Below are 16,896 nucleotides of genomic sequence, written 5' to 3' on the forward strand. Positions count from 1 at the left end.
CCGGGCGAACCAGGTGGCGGCCAACGCCCCGTCCACGGGCCGGTGGTCGACCGACAGGGTGAGTCCGACGACGGTCGCCGGCTCGAGCCCACCCTCGTCGGTGACGGCCGCGATCTTCCGCGCGGCGCCGACCGCGAGGATCCCCGCCTGGGGCGGGTTGATGATCGCGGAGAACTCGTCGACGCCGAACATCCCGAGGTTCGTCACGGTGAACGACCCGCCCTCGAGCTCGTCCTGCTTGAGTCGACCCTCGTTCGCCCGCTGCGCGAAGTCCTTGACCCGGGTGGAGACGGTCGTGAGCGGGAGCTGGTCGGCCCCGCGGATCACCGGGGTGACGAGGCCCTTGTCGCTCGCGATCGCGACGCCGACGTCGGAGCGCTCGTAGGACCGGACGTAGTCGTCCGCCCACGTGACGTTGACGTCCGGGACGTCCTGCAGCGCGCGGGCGACGGCCTTGACGAAGAAGTCGTTGACCGAGACCCGCACCGGTGCGCCCTCGTTGATCTCCGCGCGGAGCGCGAGCAGCCGGTCCACGCGCACGTCGCCGCGCAGGTAGAAGTGCGGGGCGACCTGCTTGCTCTCCTGCAGGCGGGCGGCCACGAACCGGCGCAGCCGGCTGTGCGGGACATCCGTGTACCCCTGCGCACCCGCCGCGGCGGGTCCCGCCGGTGCCGCTGCTGCCGACGGAGCTGCGGCGGCGGGTGCCTCCGCCTGCTGCCTCGCCTGCGACAGCGCGGCCTCGACGTCCTTGCGGACGATACGGCCGCCCGGACCGGTCCCGGTGAGCGCACGGATGTCCAGGTCGTTCTCCCGGGCGATCTTCCGGGCGATCGGGCTGGAGAAGATCCGCCCGTGCTCGTTGCCGCCGGTCCCCCGCCCAGTGGCCGGGGCCGTGGGAGCCGCCTCGGCCGGCGCCGGTTGCCCCGACGCGGCCTGCGCGTCCGCCGCCGCGGGCAGCGCGGCGGGCTCGGCCCCGTCGGCGTCGGTCTCGGGGGCGATCGCCTCGGCGGGCACCTCGACGTCCGTCGGGGCGGAACCGCTCGGGGCGGCCTCGTTCGCGGCCCCCGGGCTCGCGTCGTCGCCCTGCGCTGCGCCACCGGCCGGCGCGCCGCCGAGCTGCGCGAGCAGGTCCTCGGCCGCGGAGGCGTCCTCGCCGACGTCGAGGAGGACCGCGATGGGGTCGCTGACCCCGACCGTGGCACCGCCGTCGACCAGGAGCGTGTGGACGACCGCGGCGTCGTCGGCCTCGATGTCGACCACGGCCTTCTCGGTTTCGACCTCGGCCACGACGTCGCCGGCGGCGACGGTGGCCCCGGCCTCGATCGACCACTGACTGAGTATCGCGGTGTCGGCGTCGGCGGAGACGCCGGGCATCCGGAGGAACTTCGCCATGAGTTCTCGCCCTCTCTCGTCGGTGGCGGGTCAGACGGACCTGAGTGCGGACACGATGGCGTCCGTGGACGCCAGCGCGGCCCGCTCGAGGATCTTGGAGATGCTCGGCGAGGACTCGCTGCCGTGCACGCGGGTGACCGGGGCGTCGAGCCAGTCGAAGAAGCGGCGCTGGATCTCGTCGCTCAGCCAGCCCCCGTAGGAGGTGCCGATTGGCCCCTGCTCGACGATGACGACGCGGTTGGTCTTGCGGATCGACTCGCCGATCGTGCTCCAGTCGATGCTCGCCATGTCGAGCCAGCGCAGGTCGATGACCTCGCCGTCGACCCCGGCGGTCTCGACGGCCTCGAGCGCCCGGCGGACCATCGACAGGTAGCTGATGACCGTGACGTCGGACCCGGTGCGCCGCACGGCGGCCTGGCCCACCGGGAGGCAGAAGTCGAGGTCGTCGACGGGCGCGGGCCCATCGGTCTTGTACAGGTCGGCGTCGTGCTCGAGCACCGCGACCGGATCCTTGAGGCGCATCGCGCTGTTGAGCAGCCCGACGTACTCCAGCGGGGTCGACGGCGCGATGATCCGCCAGCCGACCGACGTGGCGAGGATGCCGGCGGGGTCCATCGAGTGCTGCGACCCGTAGCCGGTGCCCGTGCCGATCTTGATGCGCATGAGCAGCGGCATGTCGTGGTCGCCGCCGAACATGTGGCGGGCCTTGCCGATCTGGTTGAAGATCTGGTCGGCCGCGACCCAGATGAAGTCGGCGTACATGAGCTCGACGACCGGGTAGTAGCGACCGTCCAGCGCAACGCCGCCGCCGAGGCCCGTGAAGGCGGCCTCGCTGATCGGGGTCCCGAGCACGCGGTCGGGGAAGTCGGTGGCCAGGCCCTTCGTGGCGCCGCGGGACCCTCCGTTGAGCTTGTGGACGTCCTCGCCGAGCACCATGATCGACTCGTCCTCGGACATCCGCCGGTGCATGACCTCGGCGACGACCTCGACGAACTTGCGGTCCTCGACCTCGTCGGGGCCGAAGTCGGCGGTCTCGCGCACCTTGGCCGACCCGAGGTCCTCCGGGCCGCGGATGCCGACGTCGATGAAGTCCGTGTCCGGCCACAGCTCGGGCCGGATGCGCTGCGTGCCCGGCTTGCCGTCCGGGTCGGGCTCGACGAGCTCGGCGGATATCTCGGCCATCGTGCTCTTGGCGCTCGACCGGAGGGCCGCGGTCTCGTCCTCGGTGAGGATGCCGCGGCGCAGCAGCTGGGCGTCCATCTGCCGGATCGGGTCGCGGTCCTTCCAGTGGGTCTCCTCCTCCTTCGAGCGATACCCGAAGGCGCTGCCCGGGAACGGGCCGTTCTGGTGGAAGTGCCGGTAGGTGTCGACCTCGATGACCGTGGGGCCGCCGCCGGAGCGCATGACCTCGAGGGCCTCCTGCATGGCCAGGTAGACGGCGACGGTGTCCATGCCGTCGACCTTCCAGCTGGGGATGCCGAAGCCGGGGCCGCGCCCGGAGAGCCGGGGCTCGCCGGTGGCCTCCTCGGCCGTGGTCGAGACGGCGTACTGGTTGTTCTCGATGAAGAAGCACACCGGGAGCTTCCACGCGGCGGCCAGGTTGAGCGTCTCGAGCACGGAGCCGATGTTGACTGCGCCGTCGCCGAAGTAGGTGACGGACACGTTGTCGGAGCCCGCGTGCTTGTTCGCCCAGGCGAACCCGGAGGCGAAGGGGACGGCGCCGCCGACGATGGCGTTGGTGCCCATCGCGCCGGCCTCCTTCCACTGCAGGTGCATCGACCCGCCGCGCCCGCGGCAGTAGCCCTGCGCGAGGCCGGCGATCTCGGCGAGGCTGCGGCGCAGCACGGTGCGGATGTCGTCCGGGACGCCGTCGCGCAGGTCGAACCCGTCGGGACGCACGAAACCGAACGCCTTGGCGAGGAACTGGTGGTGGCCCCGGTGCGAGCCGTTGATGTGGTCGGCGCCCACGAGCGGGAAGATCGAGCCGACGGCCCCGCCCTCCTGGCCGATGCTGGAGTGCGCCGGACCGTTGATGAGCTTCTGCCCCGCGAGGTCCAGCACCTCCTCCTCGAAGGCCCGCACGAGGTGGAGCTGGGTCGCCATCGCGACCAGGACGTCCGGGTCGATCGCGTCCCAGTCGTCGTCCGTGCTGGTCAGCTCGACCCAGTCGACCGAAGGCTCGAGAGCTGTCTTCTTTGGCATGGTGCACTCTTCTCGATCTGCTCGTGGTGCCGTCGTTGGCCGGTCGCACGCCGCCGCCTGGCCGTAGCATGGCGTTCCGAGGAGGCCCGTGGAACCGGGTCGCCCCGGCACCGCGGCCGCCTCGGTCGCGAGCGCGACATTACCTTCACTATACATCTCTAGACAAGTTGTAAGGAGTGCGTGACGCTTGACCTGTAAGGACACGTCCTGCCCGGCCGTCGTGGGCCGTAGAACTGGAACCGAGAGATGACCGAGACCCTCAGCCGTACCGGCCCCATCCCGATGTACGTGCAGCTGACGAACATCCTGCGCGAGAAGATCGAGGCCGGCGAGTGGCAGTCCAACGAGAAGATCCCGTCGGAGAACGAGCTCAACAGGCTGTACGGGATCTCCCGGATGACGGCCCGCCAGGTGCTCGCCCAGCTCGTCAACGAGGGCCTGCTCTTCCGCGTCCAGGGCAAGGGGACGTTCGTGGCGCCGAGCAAGATCGCCACGCGCTCGCCGTCCTACAAGGGCATCCGCGAACAGCTCGAGCAGATGGGGTACACGACCAGCACCCGCCTGCTCAGCGAGGAGCTCGTCGTCGCCGACCGCCACCTCGCCGAGCGGCTCGCCCTGCCCGACGGCGCCCCGGTGCACAAGATCCGCCGGCTGCGCACGGTCGACGACGAGCCCATCAGCCTCCACGAGTCCTACATCCCCCAGCGCCTGGCCGAGGACCTCCTCGAGCACGACGCCGCCCAGCAGCAGCTGTGCGTCATCCTCGAGCAGCACTACGACCTGGTCATGGGGCGCATCGTCGAGACGCTGGAGTCCGGGACGCCGAGCCCGGCCGACGCGAAGCTGCTCGGCGTGGGGCGCAACGCTCCCCTGCTCGTGCTGCGCCAGGAGATCTCCACGCCGTCGGGCCAGCGGTTCGAGTACTCCAAGGTCACGTTCCGCGGCGACAAGGTGCGGCTCACCTTCGAGTACGAGATCTGACCCCCATCTCGCCCGACCGCCTCAGGGGGCGAGGAGCAGCGCCTCGAGGGAGGCGACGTCGACGACCCCGAGGTTGAGCACGTCCGCGCCCGCACGCACGGCGGTCGCGTCGTCCGGCTCGCCCAGGTGGTCGACGACGACAGAGGCCGCGGGGAAGTCGTCGTCGCGCGTGAAGTGGCTGAGCGTGACGACGTGGGTGAGTCCCGCGGCTGCGGCGGCCTTGGCGCCCGCCTCGGAGTCCTCGACGACGACGGCCTCGCCGCGCTCGACCCCGAGCTCGCGCACGGCGAGCTCGTAGATGTCCGGCGCGGGCTTCTTCGCGGGCACGACGTCCCCGGCCCACACGCCGTCGACGCGCGCGTAGAGGTCCTCCCCGACGACGGACCGCAGGACGGCGCGCACGCTCTTCTCGGCCGAGGTCGAGGCGACGGCGACCTTCCAACCGGCGTCGAGCGCCTCCCCGATGAGGCGGCGCACGCCCGGCCGGCCGGGCAGCGCCCCGGCCTCGACGAGCTCGACGTAGATCTCGCTCTTGCGCCGGTGCGCGGCGGCGACCGTCTCGTCGACGTCCGGCGCGGACGCGACGTCCAGCTCGGGGTGCTCGGCGAGGTAGGCGCGCATGCGCTCCTTGCCGCCGCCGACCTTGAGCAGCCGCGCGTACTCCTCGGCGCTCCAGCGGAAGGGCAGGCCCAGCTCCTCGAAGGTCTGGTTGAAGGCGACGAGGTGACCGTCGAGCTCGGTGTCGGCGAGGACGCCGTCGCAGTCCAGGATCAGCGCGCGGGCCATCACGCGGCCCTCCCCGCGGAGCGGAAGATCTCGGCGTGCTCGGTGAGGACCTTCGCCACGTCCTCGGCGATCGCGGCGAAGAGCTTGACCGGCTCCCACTTGCCCGTGCGCTCGCACTCGGCGAGGTGCGCCTGCGCGCCCTTCATGTAGGCGAGCTTGAGCGCCGTGGAGATGTTGATCTTGGCCACGCCGGCGTCGATGAACGCGTGGAAGTCCGCCTCGGTCAGGCCCGTGCCGCCGTGCAGGACGATCGGCACCTCGGTCTTCGAGACGAGCTCGGCGGCCCGGTCGACGCGCAGCTCCGGGGACGCCGTGTACAGGCCGTGGGCGGTGCCGAGCTGCGGGGCCAGGGTGTCGGCCCCGGTGTCCCCGGCGACCTCGATCAGCTGGTCGACCGTGTAGGCGTGCACGGCCTCGTCGGAGCCGACGCCGTCCTCGACCCCGATGATGTTCTCGATCTCCGACTCGACGGCGACGCCGGCCGCGTGCGCCTCGGCGACGACCTCCGTCGTCTCCGCCCAGGCGGTCTCCAGGGGGCGGTCCGAGGCGTCGAACAGGACGGAGTCCCAGCCGTGCCGGATGCACTCGGTGATGACCGCGCGGTCCGGGCAGTGATCGAGGTGCAGGGAGACCGGGACCGACACGTTGCGCGCCGCGGCGTGCGCGGCGAAGGCGAGCTGCTCGGCGCCGATGAGCTTCACGGTCTTCACCGACGTCTGGAGGATGACGGGCGAGCCGACGGACTCGGCCGCGTCGACCACGGCGCGGATCGAGTGGTCGTCGACGATGTTGACCGCGGGGACCGCGTACCCGCCCTCGCGGGCGGCCCGCACGAGATCGAGCGTCTTGGCGATGGTCATTGGAGTTCCTTCCCGATGGCGCCGGTGCCGGCGCGGCGTCGAGCCGACCCGAACGTTGCCCGACCTCTTGGACTATACATGTCCATACAACTCTGTGGCACCGTTTCGCACCGCCGGGTCAGGGGCTCGGGGCGCTCGCCCGCACCTCGTCCACGCTCGCGAGGAACTGGGCGGGGTCGAGCCCCCCGCGCCCCAGGAAGATCCCGTCCGGCTCCTGCGCGCGGTTCCGGGCCGCGGCGACGATGTCGGCGTACGTCCCGGGCACGGCCGAACCCCCGTAGACGATCCGGAACGAGGACACGGTCGCCTCCAGGACCCCGCGCAGCGCCTCGACCGTGGCGGCGACGTGCTGCGCGGGGGCCGGCTCGGGCTGGCCGATCGCCCACGTGGGCTCGTAGGCGGCGATCACCTCGGCGCCGTCGGGCAGGCCGCCGAAGTAGGTGGCGACCTGCTCGGTGAGTGCGGGGACCGGGTCGTCGTCGCGGGTGGTCTCCCCGCACACGAGGATCGGGACGATGCCGGCGTCGACGGCCGCCTCGATCTTCGCCCGCACGAGCTGCTCGGACTCCCCCAGGTGACGGCGCCGTTCGGGGTGGCCGACCATCGTGTAGCGCGAACCGAGCGCCGCGAGGAGCTCCGCAGTGACCTCGCCCGTGTACGGCCCGGCGGGGAAGGCCGAGACGTCCTGGGTGCCGATCTCGGTGCCCAGCGGTCCGAGCGCGTCCCGGAAACGCTCGACGAGCGGGAACGGCACGCAGATGTAGGTCCCCTCCCCCGCACCCCGACGTATCCCCAGGCCCCGTGCCACGGTCTCGATCCATGCCTCGGCCTGCTCGAGCGTGAGGTAGCTCTTCGAGCTGAAACCGGTCAGTCTCTCGGGAAGCACGGGTCGGGTCCTTTCGGGCGGGACGACGGGTGGGAGGAAGGGGCCTCGGTCAGCTGACGAGCGCCTCGGCGATGACGTCGACGACGATGCCCGCGGAGACGGCGCCGGGGTCCGGCGTGCCCACGGAGCGGTCGGCGAGCGGGCGTGCGCGGCCGATCCTCGGCCGCATCGGCGCGGTCTGCTCGGCGAGCTGCCGGGCCTGGACGGCGGCCCGGGACCAGGCGGATCCCGGGTTGGCGCCGTCGGCGACGGCCTTCTCGAAGGCATCGACGACGGGCACGACGACGTCGACCATCGTCTTGTCGCCGAGCTCGGCCCCGCCGACCCGCAGGAGCGCGTCGGAGGCGGCGCGCAGGGCGGCGACGGCGTCGTCCGAGGCGGGCGCGCCGGTGTCGCTCAGGCTGCCGCCGGCGGCGAGGATCATCGCACCCCACAGGGCGCCGGAGGTGCCGCCCGCGTCGTCGGACCACGCCTGCCCGGCGCGGGTGATCACCGTGCTCAGGCCGGCGCCGGCCTCGGACGCGGCCCGGGCGGCGGCGAGGGCCGAGGTCGCGCCGCGCGACATGCCGATGCCGTGGTCGCCGTCCCCGGCGACGGCGTCGAGACGGCCGAGCTCGTCGGACTCCCGTCGCAGGCGATCGGCGATGGCCGAGATGGCGTCGACGGCGACCGCCCCGGCGGCGCGGGAGGCGTCGTCGGACTCGGGGATCGCGGCCACCTCGTCCTCGGCGACGGCGCGCTCCTCCTCGCTGAGCACCTCGTGCTGCGCCATCGACCCGAGCTTGAGCGCGGGGGTGTCGACGGGGGCGAGCCAGAACTTCTCGAGCTCGTCGTCGAGCCAGACGAGGGTGAGCGAGACGCCGCCCATGTCCAGCGAGGTGACGAGCTCGCCGACCACCTGGTCGACGATCGTCACGCCGGCCTCCTCCAGGGCGTCGCGCACCCCGTTGTAGGTGACGAACAGCTCCTCGTACTTCGCCGTCCCGAGCCCGTTGAGCAGGGCGACGACCCGGCCGTCCGCCCCCTCGGGGCGTTCCTTGAGCAGCTCGGTGACGAGCAGGCGGGCGACCTCGTCGGCGGTGCCCATGTCCATCTCGTCGATGCCGGGCTCGCCGTGGACGCCGAGGCCGAGGGACAGGCGCCCCTCGGGGACGCTGAACAGGGGTTCCTTCGAGCCGGGCAGGGTGCAGCCCGAGTAGGCGACGCCGAGCGTGCGCGTCGCCTCGTTGGCCTTGTCGAACACGCGGCACACGCCGTCGAAGTCCAGGCCCGCCTCGGCCGCGGCTCCGGTGATCTTGAAGACGGGGACGAAGCCGGAGATGCCCCGGCGCCTGGACTTCTCGTCGGGCCCGGCCGAGGCGACGTCGTCGGTGAGCACGAGCACGCTGGCCTGGTGCCCCTCGGCCTTGAGCTGCTCGACGGCCGCCCCGAAGTGCAGGACGTCGCCGGCGTAGTTGCCGAAGCAGATCACCGTCCCGCCGCCGTGGTCGGCGGCCTTGGCGACGCTCACGGCCTGGGAGGCGGACGGGGAGGAGAAGATGTTGCCGGTCACGGCACCGTCGGCCATGCCCGGGCCGACCCAGCCCATGAAGGCCGGGTAGTGGCCGGTGCCGCCGCCGACGAGCACGGAGACCTTGCCGGGGGTCGACCGCGTGGCGCGGGCGACGCCGCCGGGGACCGCGCGCACGTGGCGGCTGTTCGCGGAGACGAACCCGGAGACCAGCTCGCGGGGGAAGTCGTCGGGGTTGTTCACAAGCTTCGTCATCGTCAGTCCTTCGGTGAGGGGTGGCCGGGCGTCGATGCCCGAGGGCCGGGTCGTGGAAGCTGGGTCCTGGAGGCTGCGCGGCGGGGGCGCGGTGCAGCGGGTGGGAACGGACGGTCGGGCTACGCACCACCCCCGGCCCGTGCGGCGCGGTCGAGGACGGCGTCGAGAAGGTCGTCGTCCCACGCGTCGTTCATGACGAGCAGGTCCGCGAGCGTGACGCGGTTGCGCATGAACGGCAGGGCGGAGAGGACCCAGCGGGCGCGCTCGGGCGCGACGGCCGGCTCGAGCTCGCCGAACCGGGTGGGCGCGCCCCACGCGCGCAGTGTGGCCGCCACCTCCTCCGGCGGTCGCAGCAGCGCGCGGAGCCGATCGAGGAACGCGTCGTCGAGCGGGCGTCGCGTCGCCCGGCCCTGCTCCCAGGCCGCGACCTTCTCCCCCACCGAGGCCCGGCAGGTCGCACCCAGGCGGCCCGTCGGGTCGACCACGCGCCACGTGCGCTCGACCCGGTGCTCGACGTCGTCGGGGAAGGCCGTCGCGTCGTCGATCCGCACGAGGTCGCGCTCGAGGGCCTCCTGCCACAGGGCCGTGGACAGGACCGTGGCGACACCGACCTGCCGGCCGTGCAGGTCGTGCGGGGCGTCGGCGGCCATCGCCGCCATGTCGAGGATGTGGCTCGTCAGGTGCTCGCAGCCCGAGAGCGGTGCGGTGCTGCCGACGACCCCGATCGACAGGCCCCCGTAGGTCAGGGCGTCGACGAGCGCGGTCATCGACCCGTCGGCCGACCGGCCCGTGCGGAGGTCCGCGACGGCGCCGAGCAGGTCCGCGAGCACCGCCGGGTCGGCGGGCCCGCCGGCGCCGAGCCGGGCGGCGAGCACCCAGTCGGCGACCGAGGAGGCCACGGCCACGGCGTCGCCGACGCCGGCCCCGACGAGCAGGTCGGGCGAGTGTTCGAGCGCGCCGGCATCGACGAGCAGCGCGTTCGGCCACCGGGTCGGCACCGTCGACTTCGCCCCGCCGCGCACGAGCACGCTCAGCGGGTCGGCGTATCCGTTGACGGACGGCGCCGACTGCACGGCGACGAGCGGGACCCCGGTCGGCGTCGCGGCCTTCGCGAGATCGGTGACGGTGCCGGAGCCGACCGACACCACGGCGCCGGCACCGGCGAGCGCGGCAGCCGCCTCGTCGACGGTGGACTCGTCGAGGACGACGCCGTGCGGCCCCGTGCACGGCGTCGCCCGCGCGACGTCGTACCCGGCGCGGCGGACGGCTGCCACCGCGATCTCCAGGAGGTCGCCGTCGCCGGTGGGTTTGGGCACCGTGTCGGCCAGCACCGCCACCGTGCCCCGGGCCCCGAGCGCGGCGAGCACCTCGCCGGCCCGGGCACCCGCGTCGACCCCGTACTCGAGGTGCTCGAGCTCGCCGCCCGAGGCGGCGGCCGCGACCTCTCGCCTGTGCTGTGCCGTCACGAGACCTCGAGGGCGGTGACGTCCTGCAGGTCGTCCCACAGTGGCTGGAGCGCCTCGCGGGTGCGCCGGTAGAGGGCGAAGTACCGGTCGTACACCGCGGTCTTCGCGCGGTCGGGCTCGTAGGTCCGGACGATCGTCACCGTGGCGTCGACTCCCGCCGCATAGCTCTCGAAGACACCGGACCCGACGCCGGCGACGATCGCCGCCCCCTTGGCGCCGAACTCCGTGCCCGCGGGGACCACGATCCGGCGACCGAGGACGTCGGCGAAGATCTGGCACCAGGACTCGGAGTTCGCCCCGCCTCCGGCCATCCGCACCGTCTCGACGGTGGTGGGGATCGAGTCAAGACAGTCGCGGATGCCGTAGGCGACGCCCTCGTAGACGGCACGGAGCATGTCGTGCCGGGTGTGCGAGCCGCGCAGCCCGAAGAAGGAGCCGCGTGCGCTGGGCTTGACGAACGGCGCCCGCTCACCGCCCGGCGCGAGGTACCCGTGGAAGATGAGGCCGCGCGCCCCGACGGGGGTGTCGGCGAGGACGTCGTCGAGGTACTCGAACAGCTCCATGCCGCGGGTGCGCGCCTCGAGCCGGAGGACGTTGCCGGGCTCGTCGAGGAACCAGTCGAGGTTCGGGGTGCAGAAGTTCATGCCCATCGACCGGATCCACGTGTCCGGGCTGTGCGGGATCACCCAGCCGGAGTCGGCCGGTGCGAACCCGTTCTCGAGGGAGTCGGTGGCGACGGTGACGATGCCGGCGGTCCCGATGACGGCCATGCAGTCACCGGGCCGGGCCACGCCGACCCCGAGCGACGAGGCGGTGATGTCCATCTGGCCCTTGTAGACGGGGGTGCCCGCGACGAGCCCGGTCTGGCCGGCGGCCTGCGTCGTCACCTCACCCGCGAGGTCGGTCGCGGCCTTGATCGGGGGCAGGACGTCCTTGATGCCGTCGATGCCCCACGTCCGCAGCACGTGGTCGGACCACGTCCGCGTGCGGACGTCGATGCCGGCGAGGCTCGCGTCGGAGGCGTCGGTCGACACGTCTCCCGTGAGGTTGTACTCGACCCAGTCCTTGCACCACAGCTGCGTGGCTCCCTCGAGGATCTCCGGCTCGTTCTCCAGTCGCCAGCGCAGGATCGCCGATGCGGTACCGGCGTACGGGCCGAGCCCGCTCGTGTCGAACTGCCTGCTGACCGTGCCGTCCTCGTACCAGGTGTCGATGACCTTGCCCGTGCGCCCGTCCGTCCAGAGGATGGCGTTGCCGGCCGGCCTGCCGTCCTTGCCGATCAGCCAGCTGCCGTCCCCCTGACCGGTGACCGACACGGCCACGATCTCCTGCGGACGGACGGACGAGCCGGTGATGGCGTCCCGGATGGCCTTGGCGGCGGCCGCCCAGACCGTGTCCATGTCCTCCTCGGCCCTGTCCGGGTCCGGCGAGATGATCGGGACGTTGCCCGCACCTCGGCTCATCTCCGTCCCGGTCTCGTTGAACACGGCAGCCTTGATGACAGACGTCCCGGCATCGATGCCGAGCAGGTATCTGGACATGTGCCCTCCACGGTGAGTGCTGATTCGTCAGCGAATCGTGGGTGGACCGTATCGCCTCATGTCCGTACTTGTCTACGCATGTCTGGCAGACCGGACCCGACGCCTCACCGTCGGGCCGGAACCTCGATCGTGCCGTCGTCCGTCACCGGGAAGAACGGGTTGAACGCGACCTCCCACAGGTGCCCGTCCGGGTCCGCGAAGTAGCCCGAGTAGCCGCCCCACTCCACCAGCTCGGGCTCCTTGACGAGGCGGGCGCCGACGCCGGTCGCGTGCGCGAGCGCGGCGTCCACCTCCTCGGCAGAGTTGACGTTGATCGCGAGGGTGACACCGCGGTAGGGCGGGGGCGGACCGGCGGGGATGCCGACGTCGGCGGCGAGGTCCTCGTAGCCGAACAGGCCCACCCACGTGCCCGATGTACGGAACCAGGTGATGACCGCATCGTTGTCCCCGCGCTGCTCCCACCCGAGTGCGCGGTAGAACGCGATGCTCCGCGCGAGGTCGGCGACACCGAGGGTGACGATGACGAAGTTGGCCGGGATGCTCATGCGGTCAGCCTCCACCCGTCGCGCCCGCGGCACAACGGTGTCGGCGCTGATCCGTAGCCTCCGCGGGAGGGGCCGACGCCGGATCTCCCGGAGGGGTCGTGGGCGACCCGACCTCCGCCGCTATGACGGCGGCCTGATCTCACTGCGCAGGAAGTCCTTCTGCCGGTCGTTCAGGTCGCGTTCGGCCAGGTCGAGGATGACCTGCAGCTGCTCCTCGGTCAGCGACGGCAGTCCGGCGGCGACCTCGCCGACCAGTGACTGTGCCTGCGACATGAGCTCGCGGAGCTCGCCGTCGGAGGTGGCCTCGTCGATGGCGTCGAAGCGCTCCTGCAGGGCCACCAGCTCCGACCGCACCTGCGGGTCGAGCAGTGCATCGGTGAGAACCTCGGTCTGCGGATGCTCCCGGAGGAGATGGGCGACCACGACGGTCACCGGGATGTCGGCGGGCGTCAGGCTCAGAGCTGCTGCTGTCCTCGAGAGCCCGACGTGGTGTCCGGCGCGTGCCCGGGCCAGCCGATCGCGTTGTTCGGTCAGGGCCGCGATCTTTGCCTCCAGGGCCCGCGCCGCCTCGTCCAGCTCCTCCTCGGTGGAGGAGGAACCGGGCTCAGCCGCCAGGACTCCGGCCTGCGCCAGCGACAGACCGGAGCTCGTCAGCTGTCTGATCCTCAGCAGGGCCACCAGATGATCCGCGGTGTAGTCCCGATATCCGTTGGACCCACGCGGCGGCTCCTCCAGCGCGCCCATCTGGTGGTAGTAGCGGACGGCCCGGACCGTCACCCCCGCGAGCTCGGCCAGTTCTGAGATGCGCATCAGGGTGAAGCGTGCCCTAGTCGGCGGATGCTCGGACTCAGCAGGGTCGCGGCGGCCGCGCCGATCCACACAAGGACGAGCGTCGTCGTGGCCACGTGCAGGGTGCCGATCTCGATGAGCACAGCAGCCATGCCGATCCCCACCGACGGAACGAGGGTCATGATGGCGTTCTGGCCGCCCAGCACCTTCCCGCGCTGGGCATCTACGACGTTCTCCACGAACGTCAGCCCGACGACGGCGTTCATGCAGCCACCGCCCAGGCCGACGATCGCAGCTCCGGCGAAGACCGACCACACGGGCCCCAGTATGCCGACGACGACGAAGCCCACGGCGACGACGGTGACGCCGGCGGTGAACCACCCCCGGCGCGGGATCCTGGCGCCGAACCAGGCAAAGAGTCCGCCGCCGACGAGCAGGCCCCCGGCCAGCGCGCTGAGCACGAACCCGACGAACCCGGCCTCACCCTGGAACGCGAAGTGCACCGGTATCACCATGCCTTGCAGGGCAGCGAGCACGACCGCCAGCGCCAGACCCAGCAGGACGACGACGCGCAGGAGCGGTGTGCGGAAGATGACCACCAGGCCGGAGAAGACGGACCTGGGGGCCTCGGGCTCGGAATCGTCCTGCGGTGCACGATCCTCCTGCTCTGCACGCGGAAGTCGAGTTGACCGGGAGGGGATGACGAGGGTCAGCAGGGCTGCCGATGCTGCGATGCCCGAGGTGACCCACATGACCGCCACCGGCTCGAGGGAGGCCACGAGTATGCCGGCGATGGCGGGGCCGACCAGCAGCGAGACCCCTGCCAGGGACTCCCGCAGGCCGATCAGCCGTGACGGGCCCATCCCTGCGGCCTGGGCGACGGCAGGGAGCATGGCCTCCCGCGCGGTGATGCCGGGAACGTCACCGAAGGAGTTCAGCACCGCCACGGCGATGAACCAGCCCAGGTTCAGTCCGACGGTGAGTTCGATGACGGGCAGGATGACCAGCGCTACGGCCGAGATCACGTCGGAGAGGATCGCGACGGTGCGGCGGTTGATCCGGTCCATGAGCGAGCCCATCAACAGCCCGGCGACGGCGGACGGCACCGCCGCGGCGATGGCCACGGCTCCGGCCCCCATCGGACTGCCCGTGGTGAACAGGACCAGGAGCGGGAGTGCGATCGCGGTGATCGAGTTGCCGAGCAACGACGTGCCGAAGGCAGCCAGGTAGAAGAAGACGATCCGAATCATGCGCCGAGTCCAAACGATGACGTCGCGTCAGGGTCAAGCCGCGTATGCGTTCCAGCGCGTAGCGGCGATCCGGTCGCGAACGGCCCGTGTGCGCTCGTCAGGCTCGCACCGGCTGCGGAGCCTTCGCGTCGGTAGAAACCCCTGAGGTCGTGCCCGACCCGGACATAGGTGGCTTCCACCGACGCGAACGGAGCGCCGCCGGCAGAAGTCTGTGGGCACGGCGATGACCGGCAGCGACCGGTCGGCCGACCCTCGTCCGTCCGCTACCGCCCGCGGTCGTACAGCCAGTGGAAGGTCTCGCCATGACATCCCCACAACAGCGCGTCGCCATCATCACCGGCTCGGACCATGAGCGGGCGATGGGCGCGGCCACACCTGTCGGCAGGTCCGGCACCGCGGACGAGGTGGCGTACGCGATCGCGTTCCTCGCCGGCGAGGGCGCGTCGTACATCACGGGTCAGCTCATCACGGTCGACGGAGCGAACTCCACCAGCGAGGAGCACGGTAGAGAAGGAAGGTACCGACAGTGATAGACGGATCCGACGAGTTCCTGCTCGCCCTCGCGAGCATCGCAGCGACCCTCGTCGGAACGTTCATCGTGGCGGTGTTCTTCTACCTCGACTCGGCGCTCCACCGGGCCCGCGGTGCCGCAGGCAGCTCGCCGGACCGGTACATCCGGGCAGGCACCCGGTGGGTGCTCATCGCGTACAGCCTGCCCCTGATCGTCCCTCTCGCCCTGGTCGGTGCGGAGCCGGTCTGGGCGACCGTCACGTTCGTGGTGTGCGCAGCGGCGCTGGTGATCGCCACCGTCGACACGTCCCGTCGAATCGTGAAGAAGGGCGCGACGAGGAGGTCTCTCGCGCTCGCCGCGAACGAGATCGTCACCTCGCTGGCCGTGGTTGCCCTGGTGGTCCTGCCGTGGATCCTCGGCGGCTGGATCCCGTCGCCGAGCGACCTCGTCCCTTCTCTCCTTCTCGCCCTCGCCATCGGCTTCACCAGCACCGCGGCGGTCATCATGTCGGTCGTCGACGCCGGGGAGACGTCGACGCCCGCTCCGCAGCCGACAGCGCTGTCGCGACGCTCCGCGACACGTCGCCGGCCACGGTCGGCGACGGCTCACCTCGTGCGCTGATCGGCCAGCACGGCGTTCCCACCCGTGAGCTGCTCGACGTGCGGCCGGGTACGGCCCGACCTCCGCCACCGGTGGGCAGGCGGTTAGTGTGAAGCGACCGCACCCCCGTCTGACTCTGGAGATCGGACCTCTCATGGCCTTCAACGCAATCGCCAACATCGCCCTCCGAGGGATCCCGGGCGCCTTCATCCTCAACTCGGGCATCAGCAAGATCGGCATGGACGACGAGACCGCCGGCTACGTGCAGGCCGAGGCCGAGAAGGGCATCCCGCAGCTGGGTTCGCTGGAGCCGACGCAGTTCGCCAAGCTGCTCAGCTACGGCGAGATCGGCGTCGGAGCGGCGCTGCTGGCGCCGTTCGTCCCCAACCGCCTGGCCGGACTCGCGCTCGGCGGCTTCTCCGCCGGCCTGCTGAGCATCTACTTCCGCGACCCGGCCAAGACCACCGACGACGGCGTGCGCCCGTCCGGCGAGGGAACGTCGCTGGCCAAGGACTCCTGGATGATGGCCATCGCCATCGCGCTCATCGCCGGGGGCTCGCGAAAGAAGGGCTGATCCCGACGAGGGGGGCGGCATGTGGTCGGAGCGGCGGCGCAGGCGCCGGCCGGTCAGGACCGAGCCGGGAGACGGCAGTGCGCTGAGGCCGCACCGTCCCTGGCAGATGCTGACCCGTTCGGTCTTTCAGGTCGAGCTCACCGACGAGGACGGAGTCGCACGCGACTACGCCGTCGACGTCAGGTACTTCAGCTGGGACGGCACGGTCCACTTCTACGTGGACGGTCGACAGGAGCTGGTGTCCGAGCAGCCCACCGCCTTCCCCGTGCCCGGCGGCATCCTCGAGGTCGCGGTCGGGGCCTCCGGGCTCCGGCGGATACACCTGGTGCCCGACGACGGCGGCCAGGAGCGCACGCTGAGGCCGGTCCGGCACAGCGCGGAGTACTGGCGCGCGGTGGCCGAGCATCGGCACCCCGCCCTCAGCAGGTGGATCGGGCGCGCAGCCGTCGTGATCCTGCTGATCGGGCTGGTGCTCTTCGGGCCGCAGCTGCTCGAGGCGGTGACCCAGTGGGACGTCGTCGGCGACCGTGTCGGCACCTACACCTCGCCGATCTCGTTGCCCGCCTGGCTCAACACCACCCTGCTGATCGCCGGCACCGCGGCGTCGCTCGAGCGTGCACTCACGCTGCGCAGTCACTGGTTGATCGACCTCAAACCCTGGTGGCTCGGGTGATGGAGTCGCGCCGGACCGGGTGGACCTCGGTCGGCCGCACACGTTGTCGTCCGGTACGCGCCGCCCGACGGCGCC

Annotated in this window: 16 protein-coding genes; 5 read left to right on the forward strand and 11 right to left on the reverse strand. The window is 71.8% G+C overall.

What is annotated here, in order from left to right; all coding sequences use genetic code 11:
• Both ACZLKG_RS14160 and ACZLKG_RS14165 read right to left on the reverse strand, forming a co-directional pair.
• Window positions 1-1,392, reverse strand: a 1,392-nt coding sequence (locus ACZLKG_RS14160) for a 2-oxo acid dehydrogenase subunit E2 (protein ID WP_463649108.1), incomplete at its 3' end; no start/stop codon positions are given.
• A gap of 30 nt (window positions 1,393-1,422) precedes the next feature.
• On the reverse strand, window positions 1,423-3,594 hold the full coding sequence (locus ACZLKG_RS14165) for an alpha-ketoacid dehydrogenase subunit alpha/beta (RefSeq protein WP_463648757.1): 2,172 nt from the start codon (window positions 3,592-3,594) through the stop codon (window positions 1,423-1,425).
• 246 nt (window positions 3,595-3,840) lie between these two features.
• On the opposite strand from ACZLKG_RS14165, the gene ACZLKG_RS14170 reads away from it, so the two are divergent.
• Window positions 3,841-4,575 (forward strand): GntR family transcriptional regulator, encoded by a 735-nt coding sequence (locus ACZLKG_RS14170; RefSeq protein ID WP_425708958.1) that lies wholly within the window; start codon window positions 3,841-3,843, stop codon window positions 4,573-4,575.
• 21 nt (window positions 4,576-4,596) lie between these two features.
• Here ACZLKG_RS14170 and ACZLKG_RS14175 read toward each other — a convergent pair whose 3' ends face one another.
• The 9 genes from ACZLKG_RS14175 to ACZLKG_RS14215 all read right to left on the reverse strand — a co-directional run bounded on the left by ACZLKG_RS14175 (window position 4,597) and on the right by ACZLKG_RS14215 (window position 14,463).
• Window positions 4,597-5,361: an HAD-IA family hydrolase gene (locus tag ACZLKG_RS14175; protein ID WP_425708959.1), complete on the reverse strand. Its 765-nt coding sequence runs from the start codon at window positions 5,359-5,361 to the stop codon at window positions 4,597-4,599.
• On the reverse strand, window positions 5,361-6,221 hold the full coding sequence (locus ACZLKG_RS14180; RefSeq protein ID WP_463648758.1) for a class II fructose-bisphosphate aldolase: 861 nt from the start codon (window positions 6,219-6,221) through the stop codon (window positions 5,361-5,363). Before ACZLKG_RS14180 ends, ACZLKG_RS14175 begins: the two co-directional genes overlap by 1 nt.
• Before the next feature lie 118 nt (window positions 6,222-6,339).
• On the reverse strand, window positions 6,340-7,107 hold the full coding sequence (locus ACZLKG_RS14185; RefSeq protein ID WP_463648760.1) for a triose-phosphate isomerase family protein: 768 nt from the start codon (window positions 7,105-7,107) through the stop codon (window positions 6,340-6,342).
• Window positions 7,108-7,156: 49 nt separating this feature from the next.
• Window positions 7,157-8,872, reverse strand: coding sequence for a dihydroxyacetone kinase family protein (locus tag ACZLKG_RS14190; RefSeq protein ID WP_425708962.1), 1,716 nt, complete (start codon window positions 8,870-8,872; stop codon window positions 7,157-7,159).
• 119 nt (window positions 8,873-8,991) lie between these two features.
• Window positions 8,992-10,338: an iron-containing alcohol dehydrogenase gene (locus ACZLKG_RS14195; protein WP_425708963.1), complete on the reverse strand. Its 1,347-nt coding sequence runs from the start codon at window positions 10,336-10,338 to the stop codon at window positions 8,992-8,994.
• Window positions 10,335-11,879 carry an FGGY family carbohydrate kinase gene (locus tag ACZLKG_RS14200; protein WP_425708964.1) on the reverse strand — a complete coding sequence of 515 codons (1,545 nt, stop codon included), beginning with the start codon at window positions 11,877-11,879 and terminating at the stop codon, window positions 10,335-10,337. The genes ACZLKG_RS14195 and ACZLKG_RS14200 overlap by 4 nt, the downstream gene beginning before the upstream one ends.
• A gap of 104 nt (window positions 11,880-11,983) precedes the next feature.
• The gene (locus ACZLKG_RS14205) at window positions 11,984-12,424 is read right to left on the reverse strand and encodes a VOC family protein (protein WP_425708965.1); all 441 of its coding nucleotides are present in this window, start codon (window positions 12,422-12,424) and stop codon (window positions 11,984-11,986) included.
• A gap of 120 nt (window positions 12,425-12,544) precedes the next feature.
• Complete coding sequence (locus ACZLKG_RS14210; RefSeq protein WP_463648761.1) at window positions 12,545-13,234, reverse strand: MerR family transcriptional regulator; 690 nt, start codon at window positions 13,232-13,234, stop codon at window positions 12,545-12,547.
• Window positions 13,234-14,463 (reverse strand): MFS transporter, encoded by a 1,230-nt coding sequence (locus ACZLKG_RS14215; RefSeq protein WP_463648762.1) that lies wholly within the window; start codon window positions 14,461-14,463, stop codon window positions 13,234-13,236. Before ACZLKG_RS14215 ends, ACZLKG_RS14210 begins: the two co-directional genes overlap by 1 nt.
• Window positions 14,464-14,765: 302 nt before the next feature.
• Between ACZLKG_RS14215 and ACZLKG_RS14220 the strand changes: the two genes are divergently transcribed.
• From ACZLKG_RS14220 to ACZLKG_RS14235, 4 genes are all read left to right on the forward strand, one after another.
• Entirely contained in the window at window positions 14,766-14,993 is a 228-nt protein-coding gene (locus ACZLKG_RS14220; protein WP_463648763.1) for an SDR family oxidoreductase, read from the forward strand.
• Window positions 14,990-15,595, forward strand: a complete 606-nt coding sequence (locus tag ACZLKG_RS14225; protein WP_463648764.1) for a hypothetical protein — start codon at window positions 14,990-14,992, stop codon at window positions 15,593-15,595. The genes ACZLKG_RS14220 and ACZLKG_RS14225 overlap by 4 nt, the downstream gene beginning before the upstream one ends.
• A gap of 133 nt (window positions 15,596-15,728) precedes the next feature.
• Window positions 15,729-16,148, forward strand: coding sequence for a hypothetical protein (locus ACZLKG_RS14230; protein ID WP_463648765.1), 420 nt, complete (start codon window positions 15,729-15,731; stop codon window positions 16,146-16,148).
• Between the two features lie 106 nt (window positions 16,149-16,254).
• Entirely contained in the window at window positions 16,255-16,821 is a 567-nt protein-coding gene (locus tag ACZLKG_RS14235; protein WP_425710235.1) for a hypothetical protein, read from the forward strand.
• Window positions 16,822-16,896 lie beyond the last annotated feature (75 nt).

This window comes from Georgenia sp. Z2081, assembly GCF_055326445.1.